The sequence below is a fragment of the Cribrihabitans pelagius genome (genome assembly GCF_048820915.1).
GTDB classification, from domain to species: domain Bacteria; phylum Pseudomonadota; class Alphaproteobacteria; order Rhodobacterales; family Rhodobacteraceae; genus Cribrihabitans_A; species Cribrihabitans_A pelagius.
This window is the reverse complement of sequence record NZ_JBMERR010000020.1, coordinates 55,296-73,838: the sequence shown is the minus strand read 5'-3', so window position 1 is coordinate 73,838 and position 18,543 is coordinate 55,296. Positions and strand designations below refer to the sequence as shown.

General features: G+C 62.0%; 18 protein-coding genes and 1 tRNA gene. 2 read left to right on the top strand and 17 right to left on the bottom strand.

The window, feature by feature from the left end; genetic code table 11:
• Positions 1 to 80: 80 nt before the first annotated feature.
• The 4 genes from hisD to ACOHX0_RS17080 form a co-directional block, all read right to left on the bottom strand.
• Positions 81 to 1,382, bottom strand: a complete 1,302-nt coding sequence (hisD, locus tag ACOHX0_RS17095) for a histidinol dehydrogenase (protein WP_420678358.1) — start codon at positions 1,380 to 1,382, stop codon at positions 81 to 83.
• Between the two features lie 178 nt (positions 1,383 to 1,560).
• The gene (locus ACOHX0_RS17090; RefSeq protein ID WP_420678357.1) at positions 1,561 to 2,037 is read right to left on the bottom strand and encodes a DUF2948 family protein; all 477 of its coding nucleotides are present in this window, start codon (positions 2,035 to 2,037) and stop codon (positions 1,561 to 1,563) included.
• Entirely contained in the window at positions 2,034 to 3,305 is a 1,272-nt protein-coding gene (murA, locus tag ACOHX0_RS17085; RefSeq protein WP_420678356.1) for a UDP-N-acetylglucosamine 1-carboxyvinyltransferase, read from the bottom strand. The genes ACOHX0_RS17090 and murA overlap by 4 nt, the downstream gene beginning before the upstream one ends.
• A 6-nt stretch (positions 3,306 to 3,311) precedes the next feature.
• Entirely contained in the window at positions 3,312 to 3,467 is a 156-nt protein-coding gene (locus tag ACOHX0_RS17080) for a hypothetical protein (RefSeq protein WP_420678355.1), read from the bottom strand.
• Positions 3,468 to 3,552: 85 nt separating this feature from the next.
• Here ACOHX0_RS17080 and ACOHX0_RS17075 point away from each other — a divergent pair.
• Positions 3,553 to 3,627 (top strand) — tRNA-Thr (locus tag ACOHX0_RS17075).
• A gap of 187 nt (positions 3,628 to 3,814) precedes the next feature.
• Here the strand turns inward: ACOHX0_RS17075 and ACOHX0_RS17070 are convergent.
• The 3 genes from ACOHX0_RS17070 to ACOHX0_RS17060 are packed head-to-tail and all read right to left on the bottom strand — an operon-like array spanning position 3,815 to position 6,379.
• A complete protein-coding gene (locus tag ACOHX0_RS17070; RefSeq protein WP_420678354.1) occupies positions 3,815 to 4,447 on the bottom strand; it encodes a hypothetical protein in 633 nt (210 codons plus the stop codon).
• A 2-nt stretch (positions 4,448 to 4,449) separates the two neighbouring features.
• The gene (locus ACOHX0_RS17065) at positions 4,450 to 4,698 is read right to left on the bottom strand and encodes a DUF7220 family protein (RefSeq protein WP_420678353.1); all 249 of its coding nucleotides are present in this window, start codon (positions 4,696 to 4,698) and stop codon (positions 4,450 to 4,452) included.
• Positions 4,691 to 6,379, bottom strand: coding sequence for a hypothetical protein (locus tag ACOHX0_RS17060; protein ID WP_420678352.1), 1,689 nt, complete (start codon positions 6,377 to 6,379; stop codon positions 4,691 to 4,693). Before ACOHX0_RS17060 ends, ACOHX0_RS17065 begins: the two co-directional genes overlap by 8 nt.
• Positions 6,380 to 6,425: 46 nt before the next feature.
• On the opposite strand from ACOHX0_RS17060, the gene ACOHX0_RS17055 reads away from it, so the two are divergent.
• Entirely contained in the window at positions 6,426 to 6,632 is a 207-nt protein-coding gene (locus ACOHX0_RS17055) for a hypothetical protein (protein ID WP_420678351.1), read from the top strand.
• A 183-nt stretch (positions 6,633 to 6,815) separates the two neighbouring features.
• Here ACOHX0_RS17055 and ACOHX0_RS17050 read toward each other — a convergent pair whose 3' ends face one another.
• From ACOHX0_RS17050 to ACOHX0_RS17005, 10 genes are all read right to left on the bottom strand, one after another.
• The gene (locus ACOHX0_RS17050) at positions 6,816 to 7,574 is read right to left on the bottom strand and encodes a lysozyme (RefSeq protein WP_420678350.1); all 759 of its coding nucleotides are present in this window, start codon (positions 7,572 to 7,574) and stop codon (positions 6,816 to 6,818) included.
• A 93-nt stretch (positions 7,575 to 7,667) separates the two neighbouring features.
• Complete coding sequence (locus tag ACOHX0_RS17045) at positions 7,668 to 8,081, bottom strand: DUF4376 domain-containing protein (RefSeq protein WP_420678349.1); 414 nt, start codon at positions 8,079 to 8,081, stop codon at positions 7,668 to 7,670.
• 5 nt (positions 8,082 to 8,086) lie between these two features.
• Positions 8,087 to 8,398 (bottom strand): hypothetical protein, encoded by a 312-nt coding sequence (locus tag ACOHX0_RS17040; RefSeq protein ID WP_420678348.1) that lies wholly within the window; start codon positions 8,396 to 8,398, stop codon positions 8,087 to 8,089.
• Between the two features lie 12 nt (positions 8,399 to 8,410).
• Positions 8,411 to 9,550 carry a pyocin knob domain-containing protein gene (locus ACOHX0_RS17035; protein WP_420678347.1) on the bottom strand — a complete coding sequence of 380 codons (1,140 nt, stop codon included), beginning with the start codon at positions 9,548 to 9,550 and terminating at the stop codon, positions 8,411 to 8,413.
• Between the two features lie 13 nt (positions 9,551 to 9,563).
• The gene (locus ACOHX0_RS17030; RefSeq protein ID WP_420678346.1) at positions 9,564 to 14,261 is read right to left on the bottom strand and encodes a phage tail tip fiber protein; all 4,698 of its coding nucleotides are present in this window, start codon (positions 14,259 to 14,261) and stop codon (positions 9,564 to 9,566) included.
• 3 nt (positions 14,262 to 14,264) lie between these two features.
• Positions 14,265 to 14,714, bottom strand: a complete 450-nt coding sequence (locus ACOHX0_RS17025; protein WP_420678345.1) for a GNAT family N-acetyltransferase — start codon at positions 14,712 to 14,714, stop codon at positions 14,265 to 14,267.
• Entirely contained in the window at positions 14,711 to 15,358 is a 648-nt protein-coding gene (locus ACOHX0_RS17020; protein WP_420678344.1) for a hypothetical protein, read from the bottom strand. The genes ACOHX0_RS17025 and ACOHX0_RS17020 overlap by 4 nt, the downstream gene beginning before the upstream one ends.
• A 25-nt stretch (positions 15,359 to 15,383) precedes the next feature.
• Positions 15,384 to 16,016 (bottom strand): hypothetical protein, encoded by a 633-nt coding sequence (locus ACOHX0_RS17015; RefSeq protein WP_420678343.1) that lies wholly within the window; start codon positions 16,014 to 16,016, stop codon positions 15,384 to 15,386.
• On the bottom strand, positions 16,013 to 18,235 hold the full coding sequence (locus ACOHX0_RS17010) for a phage tail tape measure protein (RefSeq protein WP_420678342.1): 2,223 nt from the start codon (positions 18,233 to 18,235) through the stop codon (positions 16,013 to 16,015). Before ACOHX0_RS17010 ends, ACOHX0_RS17015 begins: the two co-directional genes overlap by 4 nt.
• Positions 18,235 to 18,456 (bottom strand): hypothetical protein, encoded by a 222-nt coding sequence (locus ACOHX0_RS17005; RefSeq protein WP_420678341.1) that lies wholly within the window; start codon positions 18,454 to 18,456, stop codon positions 18,235 to 18,237. Before ACOHX0_RS17005 ends, ACOHX0_RS17010 begins: the two co-directional genes overlap by 1 nt.
• Positions 18,457 to 18,543: the final 87 nt, after the last annotated feature.

Here is an 18,543-nt window from a genome sequence, read left to right as displayed (position 1 = left end):
TAAAGTACCCCGGGGTGAATGCGCCGCCAGGCGCAGAGGGGCTGGCCCCTCCCCTGTCCCGGCAGCAATGCCCGCCCGGCTCAGCCGTTCAGCGCATCCAGCCGCACCGAAACCGACAGCCCATGCGCCTCCAGGCTTTCGCTTTCCGCCAGCGTGGCCGCCGCCGGGCCGATCGCGCGCAGCGCCTCCGGGCTCATCTGGCTGAGCGTTGTGCGCTTCAGGAAGTCCAGCACCGACAGGCCGGAGGAGAACCGGGCCGAGCGCGCGGTTGGCAGCACATGGTTGGGGCCGCCGCAATAGTCGCCAATGGCCTCCGGCGTGTACTGGCCGAGGAAGATGGCACCCGCATGCACGGTCTTTTCACTCAGCGCCGCCGGGTCGGCGACGCAGAGCTCCAGGTGTTCCGGCGCGATCCGGTTCGACAGCGCCGCTGCCTCGTCCCGGTCGCGCACGGTGATCACCGCGCCATAGTCGCGCCACGAGGGGCCGGCGATGGCGCGGCGCTCCAGGGTTTCCAGGCGTTTGTCCACCGCCGCCGCCACCGCACGGCCAAATTCCGCGTCATCGGTGATCAGGATCGACTGCGCGCTTTCGTCATGTTCGGCCTGGCTCATCAGGTCGAGCGCGATCCAGTCCGGGTTGTTGTCCTTGTCCGCAATCACCAGGATCTCTGAAGGGCCCGCGATCATGTCGATGCCGACCTTGCCGAAGACCCGCCGCTTGGCCGCCGCGACAAAGGCGTTGCCGGGGCCGGTGATCTTGTCGACCGGGGCCACGGTTGCGGTGCCATAGGCCAGCGCCGCCACCGCCTGGGCGCCGCCGATGCGGTAGATTTCGTCGACGCCGGACAGCTGCGCCGCCAGCAGAACCAGCGGGTTCACCCGCCCGTCCGGCGCCGGCACCGTGACCGCCAGGCGTTCGACGCCCGCGACCTTGGCGGGGATGGCGTTCATCAGCACCGAGGACGGATAGGACGCAAGCCCCCCCGGCACGTAGAGCCCGGCCGCAGGCACCGCCGACCAGCGCCAGCCGAGGGTGGCGCCGGCGTCGTCGGTCCATTGCGCGTCCTCGGGCATCTGGCGCAAATGGTAAGCGCGGATGCGTTCCGCCGCCAGTTCCAGCGCCTTGCGCTCGGTCTCCGGCACCGCGGCAACTGCGGCGGCGATCTCCGCTTCGGAAAACCGCAGCTGGTCCGCGCTTAGGTCCAGGCGGTCGAATTTCGCGGTAAGCTCGATCAGAGCCGCATCGCCGCGGGCCCGCACGTCAGCGATGATCTCCGCGGCGACCGCGTCCACATCCGGGCTGTCCTCGCGCTTGGCGCTCAGAAGCGCGGCGAAGGCCTGTTCGAATTCGGCATCGGCGGTGTTGAGAAACTGCGGCATCGGTGGGTCTCCTTTGTGCCCGCAATAGCGGCTTGGACTGAGCGGCTCAAGCCCACGGCAGCCTTCCCGATACGCCGCGGGGGCGGCATACCGGGAAGGCGGAGGGGCGCTGCCCCTCTTGGCCTCGCGGCCAATTCACCTCGGGGTATTTCCGGACAGAAAGTGGCGCCGGGGCTGCTCAGGCACCGTGATCGGGGGCGTGGCCGGAAGGCGCACGGTAGGGGCGGGTCACGTCGCGCAAGGCCACGTCCAGCGCCTCCACGCTGAGGCGGATTGCGCCGTCGCCTGCCAGCGTCAGCAGCACATTGCCCGCGCCGTCCTCGCCCGGCTCGAAGCTGATAGCCAGCAGCGACAGCACGAGGTCCTTGTCCTTCCTGTCGATCCCCTGCGAGGCCACCGCCATCACGTTGCCAATGACCAGCAGCGACTGCACCCGTTCATAAGGGCGGCCGCGCTGTTCGGCGGCCGGCAGATCCTCCCAGCGGAAGCGGTTCAGCAGCAGGGCGAAGCGGCGCTCGGCGGCGCGCCAGCTCATCTCCGAGACCGGGAAGACCGCGTCCTGCGCCAGCGCAGAGATCACCTGCAGATCCGCCGCCTCCAGCGCACCGAGATTCAGCGGCGCCTCGCGGCCCTCGTGGAAACGCGCGTCGCTCATGCCGGCTCCCGGACACGTTCAATTTGCGCGCCGACACCGGACAGCTTGCGCACCACGTGCTCGTAGCCGCGGTCCAGGTGGTAAACCCGGCTGACCACGGTTTCGCCTTCGGCCGCGAGGCCTGCGAGGATCAGCGAAACCGAGGCGCGCAGATCGGTGGCCATCACAGGCGCGCCTTTCAGTGTCTCCACCCCCGTCACCTTGGCAGTGCCGCCGTGGACCTCGATCCGGGCGCCCATGCGCACCAGCTCCGGTGCGTGCATGAAGCGGTTCTCGAAGATCTTCTCCTCCAGCACCGAGGTGCCTTCGGCGGTGCACATCAGCGCCATCATCTGCGCCTGCAGGTCGGTGGGGAAGCCCGGGAAAGGTTCGGTCACCACATCCACCGCCCGCACTCGGCCGTTCTTGCGGCTGACCAAGAGGCCTTTCTCCGTCTCCTCCACATGAATACCGGCCGCGTCGAGCTTCTCGCAGAAGGCGCCGACCAGGCCGATGCGGCCGCCCAGCAGCTCCACCTCGCCGCCGCAGATTGCGGGCGCCAGCATGTAGGTGCCGAGCTCGATCCGGTCGGTCACCACCTGGTGGGTGGCGCCATGCAGCCGGTCGACGCCCTGGATGGTGATGTCAGGGCTGCCGTCGCCTTCGATCTGGGCGCCCATCTTACGCAGGCAATCGGCCAGATCGGCGATCTCCGGCTCGCGCGCCGCGTTCTTGATGACAGTGGTGCCCTTGGCGAGCGTGGCCGCCATCATGATGTTTTCGGTCGCCCCGACCGAGGCAAAGCTCAACTCCACGACCGCGCCCTTCAGCCCCTTGGGCGCCCTGGCGTGCAGGTAGCCGTCCTTGAGTTCGATCTCCGCGCCCAGCGCCTCCAGGCCGTGGATGTGCAGGTCCATCGGCCGCGCCCCGATCGCGCAGCCGCCCGGCAGCGACACCACCGCCTGGCCCAGCCGGGCCAGCATCGGCCCGAGCACCAGGTTGGAGGCGCGCATCTTGCGCACGATATCGTAGTCGGCGACGTGGCTGGTGAGGTCATGGCTCGACATTGCAAGCACCTGGCCGTCCTGCAGGCTGGAGACCTCTGCGCCCAAGGATTGCAGCAGCTGCGTCATCGTCTTGATGTCGCTCAGCCGCGGGGCGTTGGTCAGCGTCAGCGGCTCTTCGCTCAGGAGCGTGGCGGGCATCAGCGTGAGGCAGGCGTTCTTGGCGCCCGCAATCGGGATCTGCCCGTTCAGCGGGCCGTTGCCCGTCACCAGAATCGAATCCATCTGCCTTTACTCTCCGCTCTTCTTGTTTTGTTGGTCCTGTTTCACCGCGCGCGCCTTGGCCTGGGCCTTGCGCCGCGCCATGTTTGCCTTCAGCGCGGCCTTCAGCCGGTCTTCGCGGGAGGCGGAAGAACTGCCGCTTTTTGGGGTTTTCTTCTCTGACATGGACCTTCTGTAACTGAGTGCAAAAAAACCGTCCAGAATGCTCTTGCACCCCTCCGCGTTTATGCCTAAAAGCCCCCTCACCGGCGCTGCTGTAGCTCAGAGGTAGAGCACTCCCTTGGTAAGGGAGAGGTCGAGAGTTCAATTCTCTCCAGCAGCACCAGATTTCCCCAAGTAACCAACTGAAAACAAACATCTTTCTTGCAGTGCCGCATCCGCGAACAGGTCGAACCTTTTAAGGTTCACTGCATACCTTTAATGTTTATCCCCGTTCTCTTCCCACTTTTTCCGGGAAAAATCCGGGAAGTGTGTTCGCATGGTGTTCCACCAGAAAAAAACGGTTCGCGGGACTAGAAGTGGCGCCCGCAAGCCTCAGCCAAGATCAGCCGATTCTCTATCACGCTGGCGAGCCTCGCCGCCTCGCCCGAAAGCGCCGCCTCAGAGCCGTTGTTATCAATGATCCAATCAGCATCCGCGGCGGTCAATTGCATAGATCCAGGCGGCTCAGGCGGCAGGCGATTCGACGCATCAACCCAAATCACCAGGTCGAAGAGATGCCGCGAGCGCTCAAATTCATCACGGCGCCGCATTCCGGTGTAAATATCGTGATGCTCAAGGATCTGCTCCGCCAGCATCGGGCCAGGGCGGAGATTGTAAGCCGCAATTGCATGAAACCACAGCTCACGGTGATTTGCACGATCCTCGAAACAAGCGCGCCAATCCGGGTAAACATCACGCATCAACGGGAAAACCGCCTTCCGGGCGGCAAACTCCGAGCTGGACACTGAGCGCATCCCATAACTTTCGGAAAGCAGCTCACCAACGGTATCCTTGCCGTGGCGGCCATGGCCGATGAGCAGCAGCCGGGCCGCCCCGCACAAATCCATCTCAAACGGCGAAACGCCCGAACCCCTGCAGGCCGCACACTCATTGTGGCCCAGCCAATCGAGGGCGCCAGCGCCCTCGCATCGTTTGCATTGCATGATTATAGCCCCAAGCGATTGAACAGGCGGCGCAGGCCGTAGGACCGCGCCAGCGAAAGAAGTGTGAACAGAAACGCCAAAGCGATATGCTGGCCCGCCGAAGGCGCAGGCAAGCCGACCAACGGCAGAAACACCGCGCTGCCAGCCGCCGACACCACACAGCCGATCAGCACATTCAAGGCGGCCTCAAGCGCGGATCCGCGGCGGGATTGGCCCGCATGACCAAACTGAGGGCAAGGACGCTTAGCCATCGGCCTGCCACCTCGCATCCGGCGCCTGATTGACCAGCGTGCGCTTGCCATTGGCGTAAGTGATCACATGAGCGCGCTGCCAGCTCGACGGGCCGTTGTTGTAACCCTGATCCAAATCCCCTGTCATGCCAGCGATATAGACGCCATCAAGGATTTGCGGACTGTGCTTGTCGGCAATCGTGAGCCGCGTGCCCATCTTTGCAAGACCCACTGCAGTGCCGCGCGATCCATTTGGCCCCTGATGGCCGTGCATCCCGCATTCGATGCCGCCGCTGTCCTGACAGATCACGAAAGATCCGCCCATTGGCACAAAGTCGAACCCCTCAAGCTGGCGGGGATCCTCGTTCTTGAGCGCCCAGCGGCAGAGGTTGAAGCCCTCCCGTTCCTCGCGGATCGCCCGTAGAAGCTCAAGATTGCACTCATGCCAGTATTCGGCGTTGCCCGTGTCCATCCGGTCAACATCCTTGCGCGCCCACTGCATCAGCCGATCATCATGGTTGCTTTCGATCATGACCGTGCGGCAGGTTTCACGCTCAATCTGGCGCAGGAACCGGGCGCCCTCGCGCACTTGCCAGCGAATGCCAGAAAGGCCGGCGGCCTGCATCCGGGCGCGATGGATCGGATCGCCGTCCACATGGCGCGACGCCATTTCAAACGACATTAGATCATGGATGAACTGATATTCCGGGCGCAGGGCGTCGATCAGGCTTGCGCCATGCCGCCCCCAAAGCGCTTGAAACACATCACCCTCAAGGCTGGGGATGTGAATATCCCCGAAAGTCACAGCCTTGACGCGGTTGCCGGTGCTAATCCGCCCGCTCCGCACGATCACGTCAAGATCCTGAAACGCGCCGTCAGAGGTGGCACTGATCTGGCGGCACCACGCGTTCCCGCGATCATCAGCCTCAACCAGCGTGGCGCCCAGGACATGGTGGAACTCAGCCTTGAGGCCAGCCTTTTTCTTTACGTAATTCGGCACCGTGCAGGCGCCTGTGGTCATGACCGATGGCACAAACTTTCCGGGCATGGCCGGAACGCTTTCAAAGGCAAGCTTGGCGTGCGGGAAAACCGCCGTGCGGCCCTGCGCGTATGTGGTCAGACCGCTCAGCGGGCGCACCGCAGTTGGCAGCGTGTTCATTTCCGCGCAGAACAGCACCGGTCCGCAGTCATACGCATCAAACCGGATAAACAGCTCAACCTCGCGCGCAAACTGCGCGTTGCGGGTCTGGTGATCGGAAAACAGCGCGTGATTGTAGGTGAAGCCGCCAACCACCACCTCTGCGCCAATGTGGCGGGCGTATGCCTGCAGGTTGGACCAAAAGCGCAGATGAACATCCGTATCATCCTGCGCCGAGGTCAGAAGCCATCGGCGCACCTCACCCTTGCGGAACGCCGCCGCAGGCGCCCCAGGCTTGGCGAACAAATCCCAATCCGGCAGGAAATGCTCATCGCCGCGGGCCTCAGCCGCAGCCTGAACCTGCAGGAAAGAACGCACCATCCGTTCGCTTGTCTTATAGCCTCGCTCTGTAAGCCTGCGGGCAGCCTCAACGACAGAGGACCCCTTTCCGCCGCGCGGATCACGGAACGGGTCGAAACCATCCCTCAGTGCCGCCTCTAGCGCGTCTTTGATACGTTGCGCCCGCGCCGGATCCTTGGCCCCGGTCTTGCGTTTACTACTCATGTTGGGGTTTCCCCTTTTTCCCCTTCAAGCGCCGGATGCGGTCATAATGCTGCGAGGCATCAACGAGCGCTTGAATGATCAGATCATTGCGCGGTGCGGCCTCGATCTCAGCCGCCAGATCGCGCTTGAATTTCGCCGTGTATTGCGGCGGCTCAGGAACCGCCGAGGCGTCAAAGACAGCCCGGCCCTCCCCGGCGCAGGCAGTCAAGAAACTCAGCGCCAGCAGGGCGAGGCCCAGGCGCAGCCCTTTTGATTGCATTTTTCACCTCTTGAGCTTGCTGCACATCCAGATCACGGCGCGCGTCAGCCGCCGCATCGGCCCGCAGGCGCTCCACAGCGCCCCACAGGAGGGCGGAAAGGATCAGAGCGCCCGCCGCCACCAATAGCGCCGCTCTGATCGCAGGGTGGGCGCTGAAGGCGGCCAATGCCGCCCGGATCACCGGAACACCTGAAACCACGAACGGCGCGGCTCAAGAGACTGCAGGCAAAGGCGGTGTTCGGCCTCGCGCCGGTTGGTCAGGCCGCGGATCCGTTGCAGTTTGCCGTTGATGCGGCCCTTGTCCCACCGCAGCAGCTCATCGCAGGCGCCGCGCAGATCCCCGGCATTGGCTTTGCGCACCAGAGTTGAGCGGCAGGCCGCCCCGGGGCCGACATTGTAAGACCAGCTCAAGAAGGCAACAGCCGCCCTCTCAGGCAACGGAGCAGTGAGACAGCGGCCCAGCTTGGCGGCAAACTCTTGCAGCTCCGCGCGCAACATCTCCTTGCATTCCGCCGGGGTGTAGGTATCACCCAGCTTCACGCCCGAGGTGTGGCCATAGCAGACCGTAGGCACACCAACCGCATCAATGTATGTGGTTGTACGCTCCCCCTCCCAGGGGGCCACAAAGGCCGCTGCACTGGCAACCGCGCCCGCCGCCATCGCCGCCAATACACCGCGCCGCACAGCACCCGACACATCACCACGGAACTTGCGCAGAACCTCGCCAATCGTGACCTGCTGGACGATACGGGCCACAACACCCACAGCAGACGCCACCGAGGCCAGGGCGGCGAACACCACAGGATCAAGACCGAGCAACCGCGCATCCACCATGCCGACAAACACCGCCGCTGCAGAAAGCAGGGTCGAGATCACCAGGGCATAGACAGACCACGCCCCGAACAGGACGGATTTCCAGTTTTCCAAAAGCTTCATGTTTTCACTTCCCCAAAGAAAAGGCCCGCCAGTTGGCGGGCCGCATCACATTGAAGCCGCCGCAGTCATTCCGCGCGGCGACAGATCTTCAATTCAGGCTGACAGCGCCTCGTCAAAAGCCGCCCGCACATCGAACGCCGGTACCTCAACGTCATCCAGCGCCGCGATCTGTTCGGAAACGGTCAATTCCGCGTCGAAGCATGACTGCACATGCTGCGCGACGGCACCGGCCACTGCCTCGATCTCCGCTTGGCTGACCGCCCGCCAGCCATCCGGGAACTTGAAGTTGATGGGGGCCGTGACCATGCCATTCTGCAAGCTCGTTACCCTGGCGGTCAGCTTTGCGGTGCTGCGGTCATCGGTACTCATCACGGTCCCGTCTGCCAGGGTGATGCCACCAGTCTCGTGCTGCCAGCGGATATCGGCCAAGGTGGTGTAGAGGGCTGCGCGGGCAGCCGCGGTTTTAGCCTCTGCGGTCACGGCCTGCGAAAAGTTGATATTGCTCATGCCTTTTACTCCTGTTCGGGGGCGCTATGCGGCGGCACGGGCACCGGCCCGTCACCGGCCATAGCCACCGGCTGCGGGAACCGGGTAACCTCCGGTGCATCGGCGCCATGTGGCAACAACAGCGTTAGGTGAAGTTCGCCACTCACGCGCTCAACATCTGAGGCCAACCAGTCGCAGGCCACGGCATCGCGCGGCAGGGTCGCGCCGTCGGTCAACGGGGCAAAATCGAAAACCTCGCCGTTGATGGTTAGAGCGTCACCCTGCTTGGTGACGGTCAGCGCCTCATCCCGGCGCACGGGGGTCCAGTTTATTTGCATAGGAAATCTCCTTTAGAACCAGCGGCCAACCGCCACTGCGGAGACTGTGCGGGCGGTTTGCGAAATTGTCGTCATGCAGCCAATGTCAGCTTTCGAGGCGCTGATGCCCCCAGCTGAGCCCCAGCAGCTAAGGGCGTTGGACCGCCCGCCTACCGATACCAATGGTGAGACTATAAATGCGGCCGGGAAGTTCCACGTTTGGTAATTTGCCCACGCGAAAACATTGCCCGTCGCAGCGGTGCTGTCGGCTGTGAAGCCGTTTGACCAGCACACCTGCGTGCCATCCGCAAACCGCACGTACTCGCCACTCGCATTGTTGCCGCGCTCGATCACCGCGCCAGTCGGGGTACCGCCGGATTGAGAGACAGTACCGAGAAGGCTGGTGTTGGAATACAGCAACGCCCACGGCTGCCACACCCCGCCATCCTTGATCCGCGTAAAGGCATACCCGGTGCCGTGCGCGATCAGGAATTGAGCTGAGTTATCGGCATTAAACTGAAAGTGGATCAGGCAGGACCCGGAGCTGAAACCGTGACCGGCAGGCAGAGTGGAAGCAGCCAGCACCGCCGTAGTCAGGAAGTAATTCCCCGCAACGGTGATGTCATCCAGGTTATCATTCGGCACCGTAAGGGCTTTGCCGCCCCAGCCGTAAGCATTTGCCTTCAACAGCTTGCCATCCGTGGCATCCGCCCCATCCGACTGCACCGCTGCCCCGGTTGCCACCCCGCCCTTGAGGATCAGCTGCAGTACATCACCGGCCTTGAGGCCGATTTCATTCGTGCCGACCAGTTCGACGCCGGTATCGCGGTCGGTGTTGAAGGCGGCCAGTGCATTCGCGAAATACCCGCCATCGAGCAGATCCTTCGCAGCTTGGAACCCCACGATCAGCGATTGCAGAGCAGCAGTCAGATCCGCAGCCAGCGAACTTGTTGGCATGGCCGCGTAGACCTGCCCCGATGCTGTGGAACCTTGGTAGTTGGTGGCCAAGGTGATCGCGGTGGCGTTGTCCACCGTCAGGATCTCATAGGTCCGCCCATCCGGGCCGACGAAGGCCCAGCCATTCTGCAAGCTACCGAACCAGCCGGTTCCGGTGCCCGTCACAACCGGCGATCCATTGGTAACCGCCACCGTGCCCGATTTCACCCATGCCATAAAACAGGCTCCTTTACGTTACTTGGAAAACCGTCCATTCGATTTTCGGATTGTCGAAATACACGCCGCCCACAGCTTCCAGATCTATCGCCAAGAACAGGCGCTGATCGGTCCCGCTAGCCCAGTAGGGATCAACGAGAACCGCAGGATCCCGCCGCCAGACCGCGGCAGGCTGGCTGCCAGGAAACCCGAACCACCGCGCGCCGGGCTGGATGCTGGAATTGAGGGTCCAGAACGTGTTGTCTGGATCAAACCCTCCGGGGGCCGTGCCGCCGGAGGTAATTGCGGCGGCAGCCACAAGCGCGACCGTCTGCGCCTGCCACACATCATTTTTCCCAACCCGGATCCCCGTGTTCACAAAGGACCAGCGGGAACCGTTGCTGGCCGTGCCCGAGGCAGTGAAGCTGCCTTGCGCCAGAACCATCGGGCGGGACAGCACAAGTCCCGCCGCCTTGATCTGATCGTTCCTGAAATCAATCTTGATGCCTTCCGTGGGGATCCCGTTGGCATCCTCCGCGTAGTTGTCAGATTTCAGGCTGCCAGCGATTTCGGCGTTGCCGACTGATCCGTTGCGGATCGCGGCCTTGCGCATGTAGACGCCCGCAGGCACCGTTACGCCACCAACAACGGTATCCTCTGTGTAGACCACAAAGGGGCTGCGCTTTTGCGCACCATCCGCAGAGACAATCGCAAACTTGTCCGCCTGAAAAGCCACCTCAGAGGCAGGCACGCCGTTGTTATCGAGATCCGAGCGCAGAACCATACCGGCCACATGCCCATTGTTGTCGATCCGCAGCGTGTATTCCGCCTCGATCCCGTCAATGGCGGTCAGCGCCTGCGAAATGCTCGCGCTGTTGCCGCCAACGTCCGTTTGCAATGAGGTGATCGCGGATGCCTGACTGCTGATGGTGCCCTCAGCACTGGTGACACGGGTATCCAACTGCTGAACTGCAGTTGCCTGACCGGAGATATTTCCCTCCGCATTGGTCAGGCGGCTGTCCAGTGAGACCAGATCCTGTCCCTGGCTGGTAATTTCGCCCTCTGCCGCAGTGACCTGCGAGGTAAGTTGGGCCTGCGCCGTCGAAAGGCCGGAGATATCCCCCTCTGCACTATCAACGCGCGCCTCAAGCGACACCAGATCCTGAGACACAGAAACGATATCACCTTCCGCCGCGCTGACCCGCGTGGTCAGCGCGCCAAGAGCCGAAGCATTGGCCGCCGTGCCACCCTCAACCGCCGACACATCCAACTGAACCTGATGCACCGCCCGCGCAACGCTTGAGGCACTGTCAGCCGCCACCCGGTTGATCTCAGTGATCGCCCCGGAATTCCCAGCGGTTTCCGCCTCAAGCGTCTTGATCTCCGCGGCCCGCGCCGCATTCTCGGACGCGCGCACCTTGGTTTCCTCGCGGATGAGGCCAAGATTGCCATCAATCGCCGCCCCCAGGGTGGCAACGATGGACGCCCGCGCGGCGCTCTCTTCATCCACACGCGCATGTAGGTCCTGCGTTGCATAGGCGATATCCGTACGGATCGCCTCACGCCCCTCATACACCTGCAAGAGCTGCGCCAGGGTGGCCACATCAGCCAGATCCTGCGCGTTCTGCAAGTGGCGCGTGTCAACCACGCTTTGCGTGATACTGGGGCCGTCGAACGTGTTGATCTGGACTTCCGCGCTTTGCAGGCGGGTTTCCACCGCATCGAATTCGGATTGATCCACCTTCAATGCAATTTGGCCGGTCGCCGCATCAATCGCCACCTCTGCCGACGTCAGGCGCACATCCAGACCGCTGACAACGGACTGATCCGCCTTGGCCGAAATCGCCGCGCTATTGGCGTCAAGATCAAGCTGCACCTGATTAACTTGCACCTGCAAATCATCCAGCATCGGGATTTGGCTTGGATCAAGAACAGCGTTCGAGATCTGCTGATTGACCCAGGCTTGCGTCGCCGAAAGGCTGATATTGGCCTCCGCAGCGGAAAGGCGGATTTCCACCTCACTTACCCGCTCCGCTTCCGCCTCAAGACCAAAGATCCGAACCGCGCCAGTTTCAGGATCTTGAACAATTCCAGCATCGGCAAGACGGCCATCAACATCGGCCACGCGGCTAATCGCCCAAAGCACCTGCCCATTGATCACGCCGAGGGCTTCCGCCACAGACCGTTGTTCAATCTCGCGAAGCCGCAGATCCCGGTTCACCCGCTGCAATTCCGCATCAATTGGATCTATGCGCGAGGCAGCAAGGCCATCATCCAAAGCCCCCGCAATGACGGCAGCATCATTTGAGATGTTGCCCCAAGTCTGATCGGACAGATCACCCGGGGAAATCCGCACATCATCTGCAGCAACCGTTTCCCAGCCTGTCCAGATGGCGCGGCGTGCTGATCCGGGGATGTACTTAGCCCGCGCCTGATACTCTTGATCCGCAAGGATACCCTCTGAAACCAGCAGGCTACCCTCATCAAAATCACGGGTCTGCGAACGAGAAACGACAACCCCGGTTTCAGCAACACGCACCTGAAACTTGATGCCCGCAACGTCCTCAATCGTCCCATCCCACTGCATCAATAGGCCAGGGCGACATGACACACCGCCGCCATCAGTTACGTTTGCCGCGATGGGATCAAAGCCAACCACAGTTTGCGGAACCGGCGTGACCGGGAAAACCGGGGCCGGGGTTACATCCCTGTAATCGGTCGAAGGCTCCCAACTGCCATGATCCGCCGGATCGACTTCCGTAATGTCAACGATCAGATCCCCATTCGGCAGATCAATAATCCCATCCACACGGAACAGCTTGTTAACAAAGCCGTTGCGAACACTGGTAAAGGTCAGTGTGTCGCCCGGCTCCAACAGACGAAAGCGCGGCATCAGCGTGAAGGAAAACCGCCGGGCACGGCGGGCAGCATCCAGCTCGCCCTTTACGAGCCGTTGAGCTTGGGCCGGGAAGGGCACAAGGGAAAGCTGCACATTCGCCAGGAGCCGCCGCCCGCCGTCCTCTGCCTCATATTTCGCGCTGTAGAGCGGCGGAGTAGAGCGCAACGCAAACATTTCATCGGGCACCGGGTAAGATGCCGTGATGCCGTTGACCGTTTCAGCCAGCCCGAGAAACGGGGTAAAGCTTTGCGGCGCAAGGCTCGAAATATCCCCATCCTCAATATGAGCAACAGGATCATCCGGGGCACCAACATAGATCTTGTAGCCCCCCCCCATTTCGCTCATGCGGCCTGCACAAGAGGTAAGAATTGCCTCAAAGGCAGCCCCCAACTCGCTGCTTACCGGGATCTCACCCGCGCAGCGGTAGGCCGGTTCCATACCGGCGCCGCTTTCAATCTGGCTGCGGCACTTCCCGATCTGGCCGATCCAATGCGCCGCAGGAAGGCTGGCAGGAAAAACACCCTGCATCCCGTACACCCACTGCGATTGAACCGCGGATGGCGCAATATCAGCCTGGTAGGAGATCCCGCCATCACGGCCTTTGCCGCCATTCCCGGCCCCGCCAGCGCCGACAGTCACCTCAACTTTCGGATCTGAAAGCCCGGAAATGTCATAGTTTTGGACGGCGAGGTATTCCCCAGCGCCGCCGCCCCAAGCGCCCGTGCTGATGACTTCTTCACCGCCCGAGTTCCTTGTGGTCTTGCGGGGGTAACCTGCCCCGCCGTCGCCACTCGGCGAAAGCGGAGATACACCACCGGCAGCCTGAGGATAAACTCCGCCAGAGGCACCATAACCGGCACTGCCCCCTTGCACGGTCCAGACCTGCACCACGGTTGCGCCATCCTTGAGGGTGACCGTGGTGGCTCCGCCCGCAGATGCACTACTGCCGCCGCCGCCGCCGCCACCGACGATCTCAAACGAAAGCTTTGTCGCGCTGGCTTCCAGCTCAACTGTGCCGCTTTCCTCCAAGGCACCACTCAAGAACGTGCGCCTAAAATAGACCCCGCGCGCCAGATTGTAGGCTTGCACGGCGGGCAACGCGTCGCCATCGCCGCCCCAGGTCGATTGATCATCCCAGCGATGCGAACCAGAGCCGCCGGCGGTGCTATCCTTGGACACGTCATAGAGTTTGATGCCATCCAGCTCAAAAAAACTGGATGGCAATCCGGAAAACAGCTCATTATTCAGGGCGAAAGTCACCACAGCATAGGCAACCCCAACCCCGATCCGGCTGCGCGAATAGTGGCGCGGCGCCCGCTCCGAAACCCAATCTGTTAGAAACGGGCAAGCCTCAGTCTGCGTGCCATCATAGAACCGGATAAAGGCGTGATCACTCCCATTCACCCGGTACTCGACGGCGGCCAGACCAGCGTCATTCCCCGTGTCCTCAAGCGTAACAGGCCGTCCGTTTACAAACCAACGCCGCAACCCGGAAACGGGGACATCGGACAACGCGATAACCTGCGTATAGTAGAAATTCGGGGTTCCCCCATGATTGCCCCACTCGCTATGCCAAGTAAGAGACCCAGAAGTCCCGCCAGGGCCAAACATGAAGGCGCGAGGCACTTGTCCGCCCGCCCTGAGGCTCCCTTGAATTGGGAAGTTATCGGGGCCACTATCCTCACCGGCAAGGGCCTTTGTAAGTGCAGAGGTTCCAAAACTGACCGCCGCTTTCAGCAGAAAACTGCCAACAGCAATGGACACACCACCAACGGTAATGGTCCATGCAGCCACCGCCTTAACGGCGACAGCGATAGCCGTAAAAACCGCCATATCTTACCCCAGAATTTTGAGAAACTTGTTTTCCACCGGCTTGAAACCCGCGGCACCAAAGAACCGCGAAACCCGCGGATCATTCAGCGCCGCCAGCCCGGCGGCATCGCATTGTTGGCCGCGCGCCCATTCTTCATAGGCAGACAGCATCTTGCGGGCTGCGGATCCGCGGTGCTGCGGATCCAGCCAAAAAATCACTTCCTGCGCCAACCGCACAGGGGCCAGCGGAGAAACAGCCCAGGACGCCGCCAAAACGCCCCGCAAAGCGCCGGAAACCTCAAGGACAAGGCACAGCTTGTCAGGATCCTCAATAAAGCTCTGAGCGGTCTGAGACGCGTGCGCAGGATCGAACGGAAACGGGATGCCCGATGCCGCATGAAAATCCCGCGCCAGCTTCAGAACCGCGAAACGCTCATTCCAGCGGGCGGGCCGGATGGAACCTGCCGCGCTCACTCCTCAATCCCCACCGCCTTGATCCGCCGCGGGCCGCCCCAAAAGATAACGATCTTATCAACGCTCGACACGTCCTTGAAAAAGTCGTCACCGGGCGCGCGGAGCTGCTGGCTTTCGTGCGAACGCACATCCGGGTTTGAGCGCGTTAGCTCCTGCCCCGTCGATACACATCCAATAGTGATCTCACCGGCCTCACCCTCTGGGGGTGTATTCACAGGCGCATCATCTACGTAACCGACAAAACGCACCTCAGCCGGTTCCAGCATCCGCATCGTCGCCGGGTCAAATTCGCCGCGCCAGATCTCAACGCCCGCTTGCGCCAGGTTATAGGTGCGCAGCAATTCGTTTATCCGACCTTCCAACTGGGAGAACTGAACAGATATGCGCTGCACCGTCAGATTGGACACCATCGGAATAGGGTCCATTGCGATCAGCGAACCCACACCCTTGAAGTCATACGAAACCGGCAGGCGGGTTTTCGGGTCGATCACCGGGACATTCACATCACCCAGATCAGACCAAAAGCATTCCGAAACAGGCGTGCCATCATCCCGGCGCCGCGCCGTGATCCGCATGAAATCGCGCAAAACAAGAGTACTGCCCTCAAGCAATGCCTGAGTAGCCGCAGGAATTTCCCGAGCCATCTAACACCCCGAATTTTCTATTTCGTCAGAAGATCTGCACAGCCGAAAAGCTGTTAGTGCTGGCAACCATGCCCTCAGGCGAAGGCTCCGGCGGAGCGCCATCCAGGGACATTTCACAGGGCGCCCGCTTCAGTGTGACGGCGGCCCCCACCAAAGTCCCAGGGCGAACCCAGGGGGAAACAGTCAATGGGATCTCACCATTGGCACCGGCCACCCCGCCGATTGTCACGATGTGCAGCGCCCGGCTAGGCTTGGGGCCAAAGGAGAACCCGAGATAGTCGCCAGCGCTCAAGGTGAACCCTTGCGGAAGACCGCCAAGCGTCAGATGAAAGGCGTTTTCCGCATCCAGCGCAGCGATTTGCGCCGTATCTGCAAAATTGCCATCCGCATGTGCCGCCGGAAACGGGCGGCGGGTATCATAGGCCAGGAAAGACCCAACCGATCCATTCAGCGAGATCAGGGCCGCCTCTATCGCCTGCGCGTCGCGAAGACGCGCAGGCGCCGTGGTGTAGCTGGCCGCCCACAGGGGCGAACCGAGATCTTTGGCCTGCGAACCCGCGCCCGCCGTGCGGCTCAATTCCTGCCGCAGGAGAGGCCAGAATTTTGCGGTCCTGATCTTGCAAAGGTCGAAAATGTCAGTGCGAGGGAACACAATCACTTGAGCTTTCTCCCAATCTTGGCACGCTGAATTGCCTGCTGCACCTTGGCGTCAAATTGAACCGCGTCCTGCGCCATCCGCGTTTCCAGCTCCTGAACCGCCGATAGCGAGGCGCCGCGGGCGTCAATTTGGGGCGCGTAGGTGAAACCGCCGCCACCACTGCCAAACACGCTTTCCAGCCGGTTATTCGGAATGACCTGCGCACCCATCGGCAGATTGACCAGCTCCGGCCCGCGCTCACCTACCCAGGACAGGCCGCCGCGCCAGTTGTCGGTTCCAAGGGCGTTTTTGCCAATGAGCGGAGTGCTCAGCCAATCATCACCACCGAGGATCTTGGAAATCCCGCGCACCGCAAAGATCTTGAACAGCTCAACCGCGAACTCGCGCAGCACATCCGTTCCGCTGCCGATGCGGTCGATCAGAGATCCAATGGCAGAATTTAGATCATCTGCCATAGTGGTCGCAGCATCGCCGCTTTCACCAAGCTTATCCTTAAGCTTGGACAGACCCGAGGCCGCCGAACCCGTTTTGTCAGGGGTTTCGGCCAGGGATTGATTGAGCTGATCAACGCGGTTGTTGTATTCGTCCTGATCAATCACCCCCTCTTTCAAGGCGGCATTCAGAACAGCCATGCCCTCCGCCAAACGCTGGGCCTTGGCTGCAGCAGGGTCGATCACCCCAACCAGCCTCTCCAGCGCTTCGCGGGCCTTATTGGCGCCAAGGGGATCACCACTGCCGCCATCATCGGACGCGCCTTCACCGTCAACAGACCCACGCTCACCGCGGCCAGGATACTGCCGCTGGTAGATCCCCTGCAGTGACTTTCCCAATCGCGTCTTATGGGCCGCAAGGCTATCAACCTTCTCTTGGTAGTATTGGTCAAGATCGGCCAGATCCTGCTTGGCGTTTTCGATTTCCTCAGGAAGCCCAACCAACTGAGTAAAATGCGCCCCCTCCTTCATTTGAGCAGTAGCAAGGGCGCTTTCTGCCTGCGCACGAGCGAGAGCATATTCTGCCTCAGCAGCTCGCAATGCTGCATCGGCCTGCTCAATGTGCTTACCGGTCAATGCAATAGCTGCATCCACTGCCCCTTCACTCGACGTGTCAAGGCCATCCAGAGCAACCGACAATTGCCGCTCTGCCTCAGCAGCGTCATACGCAGCCGTCTCAGCCTCACCCAGCCGGGTTGATAGCAGGAACACCCCACCCGCAACCGCCGCGATGGCAAGGCCGATTGGCCCCGAAAAGAAGGCCATTGCGCCGCCAAGCGCTACCATTGCCAGCCCGGCCAGCTCTGCGTTTTCAGCCAGCACAACAGCGGCCTCAGCCGCAAGGGCAACGCCGCGGGCAATGGTCGAACCGAACAGCGCTGCAGCCTCAACAAAGGCCGGGTCCAGGATTGCCGTTGCGAGATCGGAAAACGCGCCCACCAGCGCCGTTACCGCCGTTTGCAGCGGCCCGCCTGCAACGCTGGCATTCTGGAAATCTACCGCCAGCCGCTCAAGCAGCGGAGCAAGCCCTACTGCAAGCTGATTGCGCATCCCCTCCATCACAAACGAGATTTTTGACAGCGCATCATTTGCGCTTTCGACACCCGCGGCTGCATCGGCGCTCAGGCTTATCCCGAACTTCTGCACCTCATCGCGCGCCGACCTGATGGCGCCGGATCCTTGCAGCATCACAAGCGCCATCTCATTGCTGCGAACACCAAGCTCACGCATGATACCGGAGGCATCTTGCGCGCTCATGCCCATATCATTGATCCGGTCAGCGATCACGCCAACCCGCTGATCAACATCCATATCCATCAGCGCTTGCGCATTCAGGCCCAGCAGTTTCAGGGCATCCGCTGCCGGGCCTTTGCCCTCGCGGGCAGCCTCTGCCAGACGCTTGCCCATCTGCTGCACCGCGCCGTTGACCTGCTCCACAGACGCGCCGGCATATCCGCCCGCGATCTGCAGGGCGCGCAGCCCGTCAATGGTGCCATCCACGGAACGCGCCATTTTGGCCTGCGCATCCACATAGGATAGGCCGCCCTTGGTCATGGCCGTCAGCCCGGCGGAAGCCGCAGCAAAGGACGCCGCAGCCACACCCGCGGCCACCTTGGAGACACGAGCAAAGCCTTGGATCATGGCCTTCGCCCGACCAATACCACGGGCGAGATCCTTGGTATCCCCGCCGATCCGAATCTTGAGATCACCGATATTTTGGCTTGCCATCAATCAGCCCCTTTCCGCTCGCGCATCTGCGCCAGTTCCACCGGATCCCCGCCCCAGGCGAGGAACAACATGTCTAGTGAGATTTCCTGCTCTGCAGGGGTTTGCGGGGCTTGCGGCTCACTCCGCGAGAGAAGGCTTGAAAGCTCCGGCAACTTCTGCTGCCGCGTCAGCGCGGCAGTGGTCCAGGCAAGCCACGCCCGGCCATCCTGCTCAGCAGACATGCGGCGGTTTGCACCTTCTATCCGGGCAACCATTTCCCGCGGAGTGATGTGCCAGAAGCTATCCGGGTCCAGGCCATAGGAGACATA

Bases quoted from the DNA above. Each gene is read 5' to 3' on its own strand.
- hisD (WP_420678358.1), bottom strand. From the start codon at position 1,382: ATGCCGCAGTTTCTCAACACCGCCGATGCCGAATTCGAACAGGCCTTC.
- ACOHX0_RS17090 (WP_420678357.1), bottom strand. From the start codon at position 2,037: ATGAGCGACGCGCGTTTCCACGAGGGCCGCGAGGCGCCGCTGAATCTC.
- murA (WP_420678356.1), bottom strand. From the start codon at position 3,305: ATGGATTCGATTCTGGTGACGGGCAACGGCCCGCTGAACGGGCAGATC.
- ACOHX0_RS17080 (WP_420678355.1), bottom strand. From the start codon at position 3,467: ATGTCAGAGAAGAAAACCCCAAAAAGCGGCAGTTCTTCCGCCTCCCGC.
- ACOHX0_RS17070 (WP_420678354.1), bottom strand. From the start codon at position 4,447: ATGCAATGCAAACGATGCGAGGGCGCTGGCGCCCTCGATTGGCTGGGC.
- ACOHX0_RS17065 (WP_420678353.1), bottom strand. From the start codon at position 4,698: ATGGCTAAGCGTCCTTGCCCTCAGTTTGGTCATGCGGGCCAATCCCGC.
- ACOHX0_RS17060 (WP_420678352.1), bottom strand. From the start codon at position 6,379: ATGAGTAGTAAACGCAAGACCGGGGCCAAGGATCCGGCGCGGGCGCAA.
- ACOHX0_RS17055 (WP_420678351.1), top strand. From the start codon at position 6,426: ATGCTGCGAGGCATCAACGAGCGCTTGAATGATCAGATCATTGCGCGG.
- ACOHX0_RS17050 (WP_420678350.1), bottom strand. From the start codon at position 7,574: ATGAAGCTTTTGGAAAACTGGAAATCCGTCCTGTTCGGGGCGTGGTCT.
- ACOHX0_RS17045 (WP_420678349.1), bottom strand. From the start codon at position 8,081: ATGAGCAATATCAACTTTTCGCAGGCCGTGACCGCAGAGGCTAAAACC.
- ACOHX0_RS17040 (WP_420678348.1), bottom strand. From the start codon at position 8,398: ATGCAAATAAACTGGACCCCCGTGCGCCGGGATGAGGCGCTGACCGTC.
- ACOHX0_RS17035 (WP_420678347.1), bottom strand. From the start codon at position 9,550: ATGGCATGGGTGAAATCGGGCACGGTGGCGGTTACCAATGGATCGCCG.
- ACOHX0_RS17030 (WP_420678346.1), bottom strand. From the start codon at position 14,261: ATGGCGGTTTTTACGGCTATCGCTGTCGCCGTTAAGGCGGTGGCTGCA.
- ACOHX0_RS17020 (WP_420678344.1), bottom strand. From the start codon at position 15,358: ATGGCTCGGGAAATTCCTGCGGCTACTCAGGCATTGCTTGAGGGCAGT.
- ACOHX0_RS17010 (WP_420678342.1), bottom strand. From the start codon at position 18,235: ATGGCAAGCCAAAATATCGGTGATCTCAAGATTCGGATCGGCGGGGAT.
- ACOHX0_RS17005 (WP_420678341.1), bottom strand. From the start codon at position 18,456: ATGTCTGCTGAGCAGGATGGCCGGGCGTGGCTTGCCTGGACCACTGCC.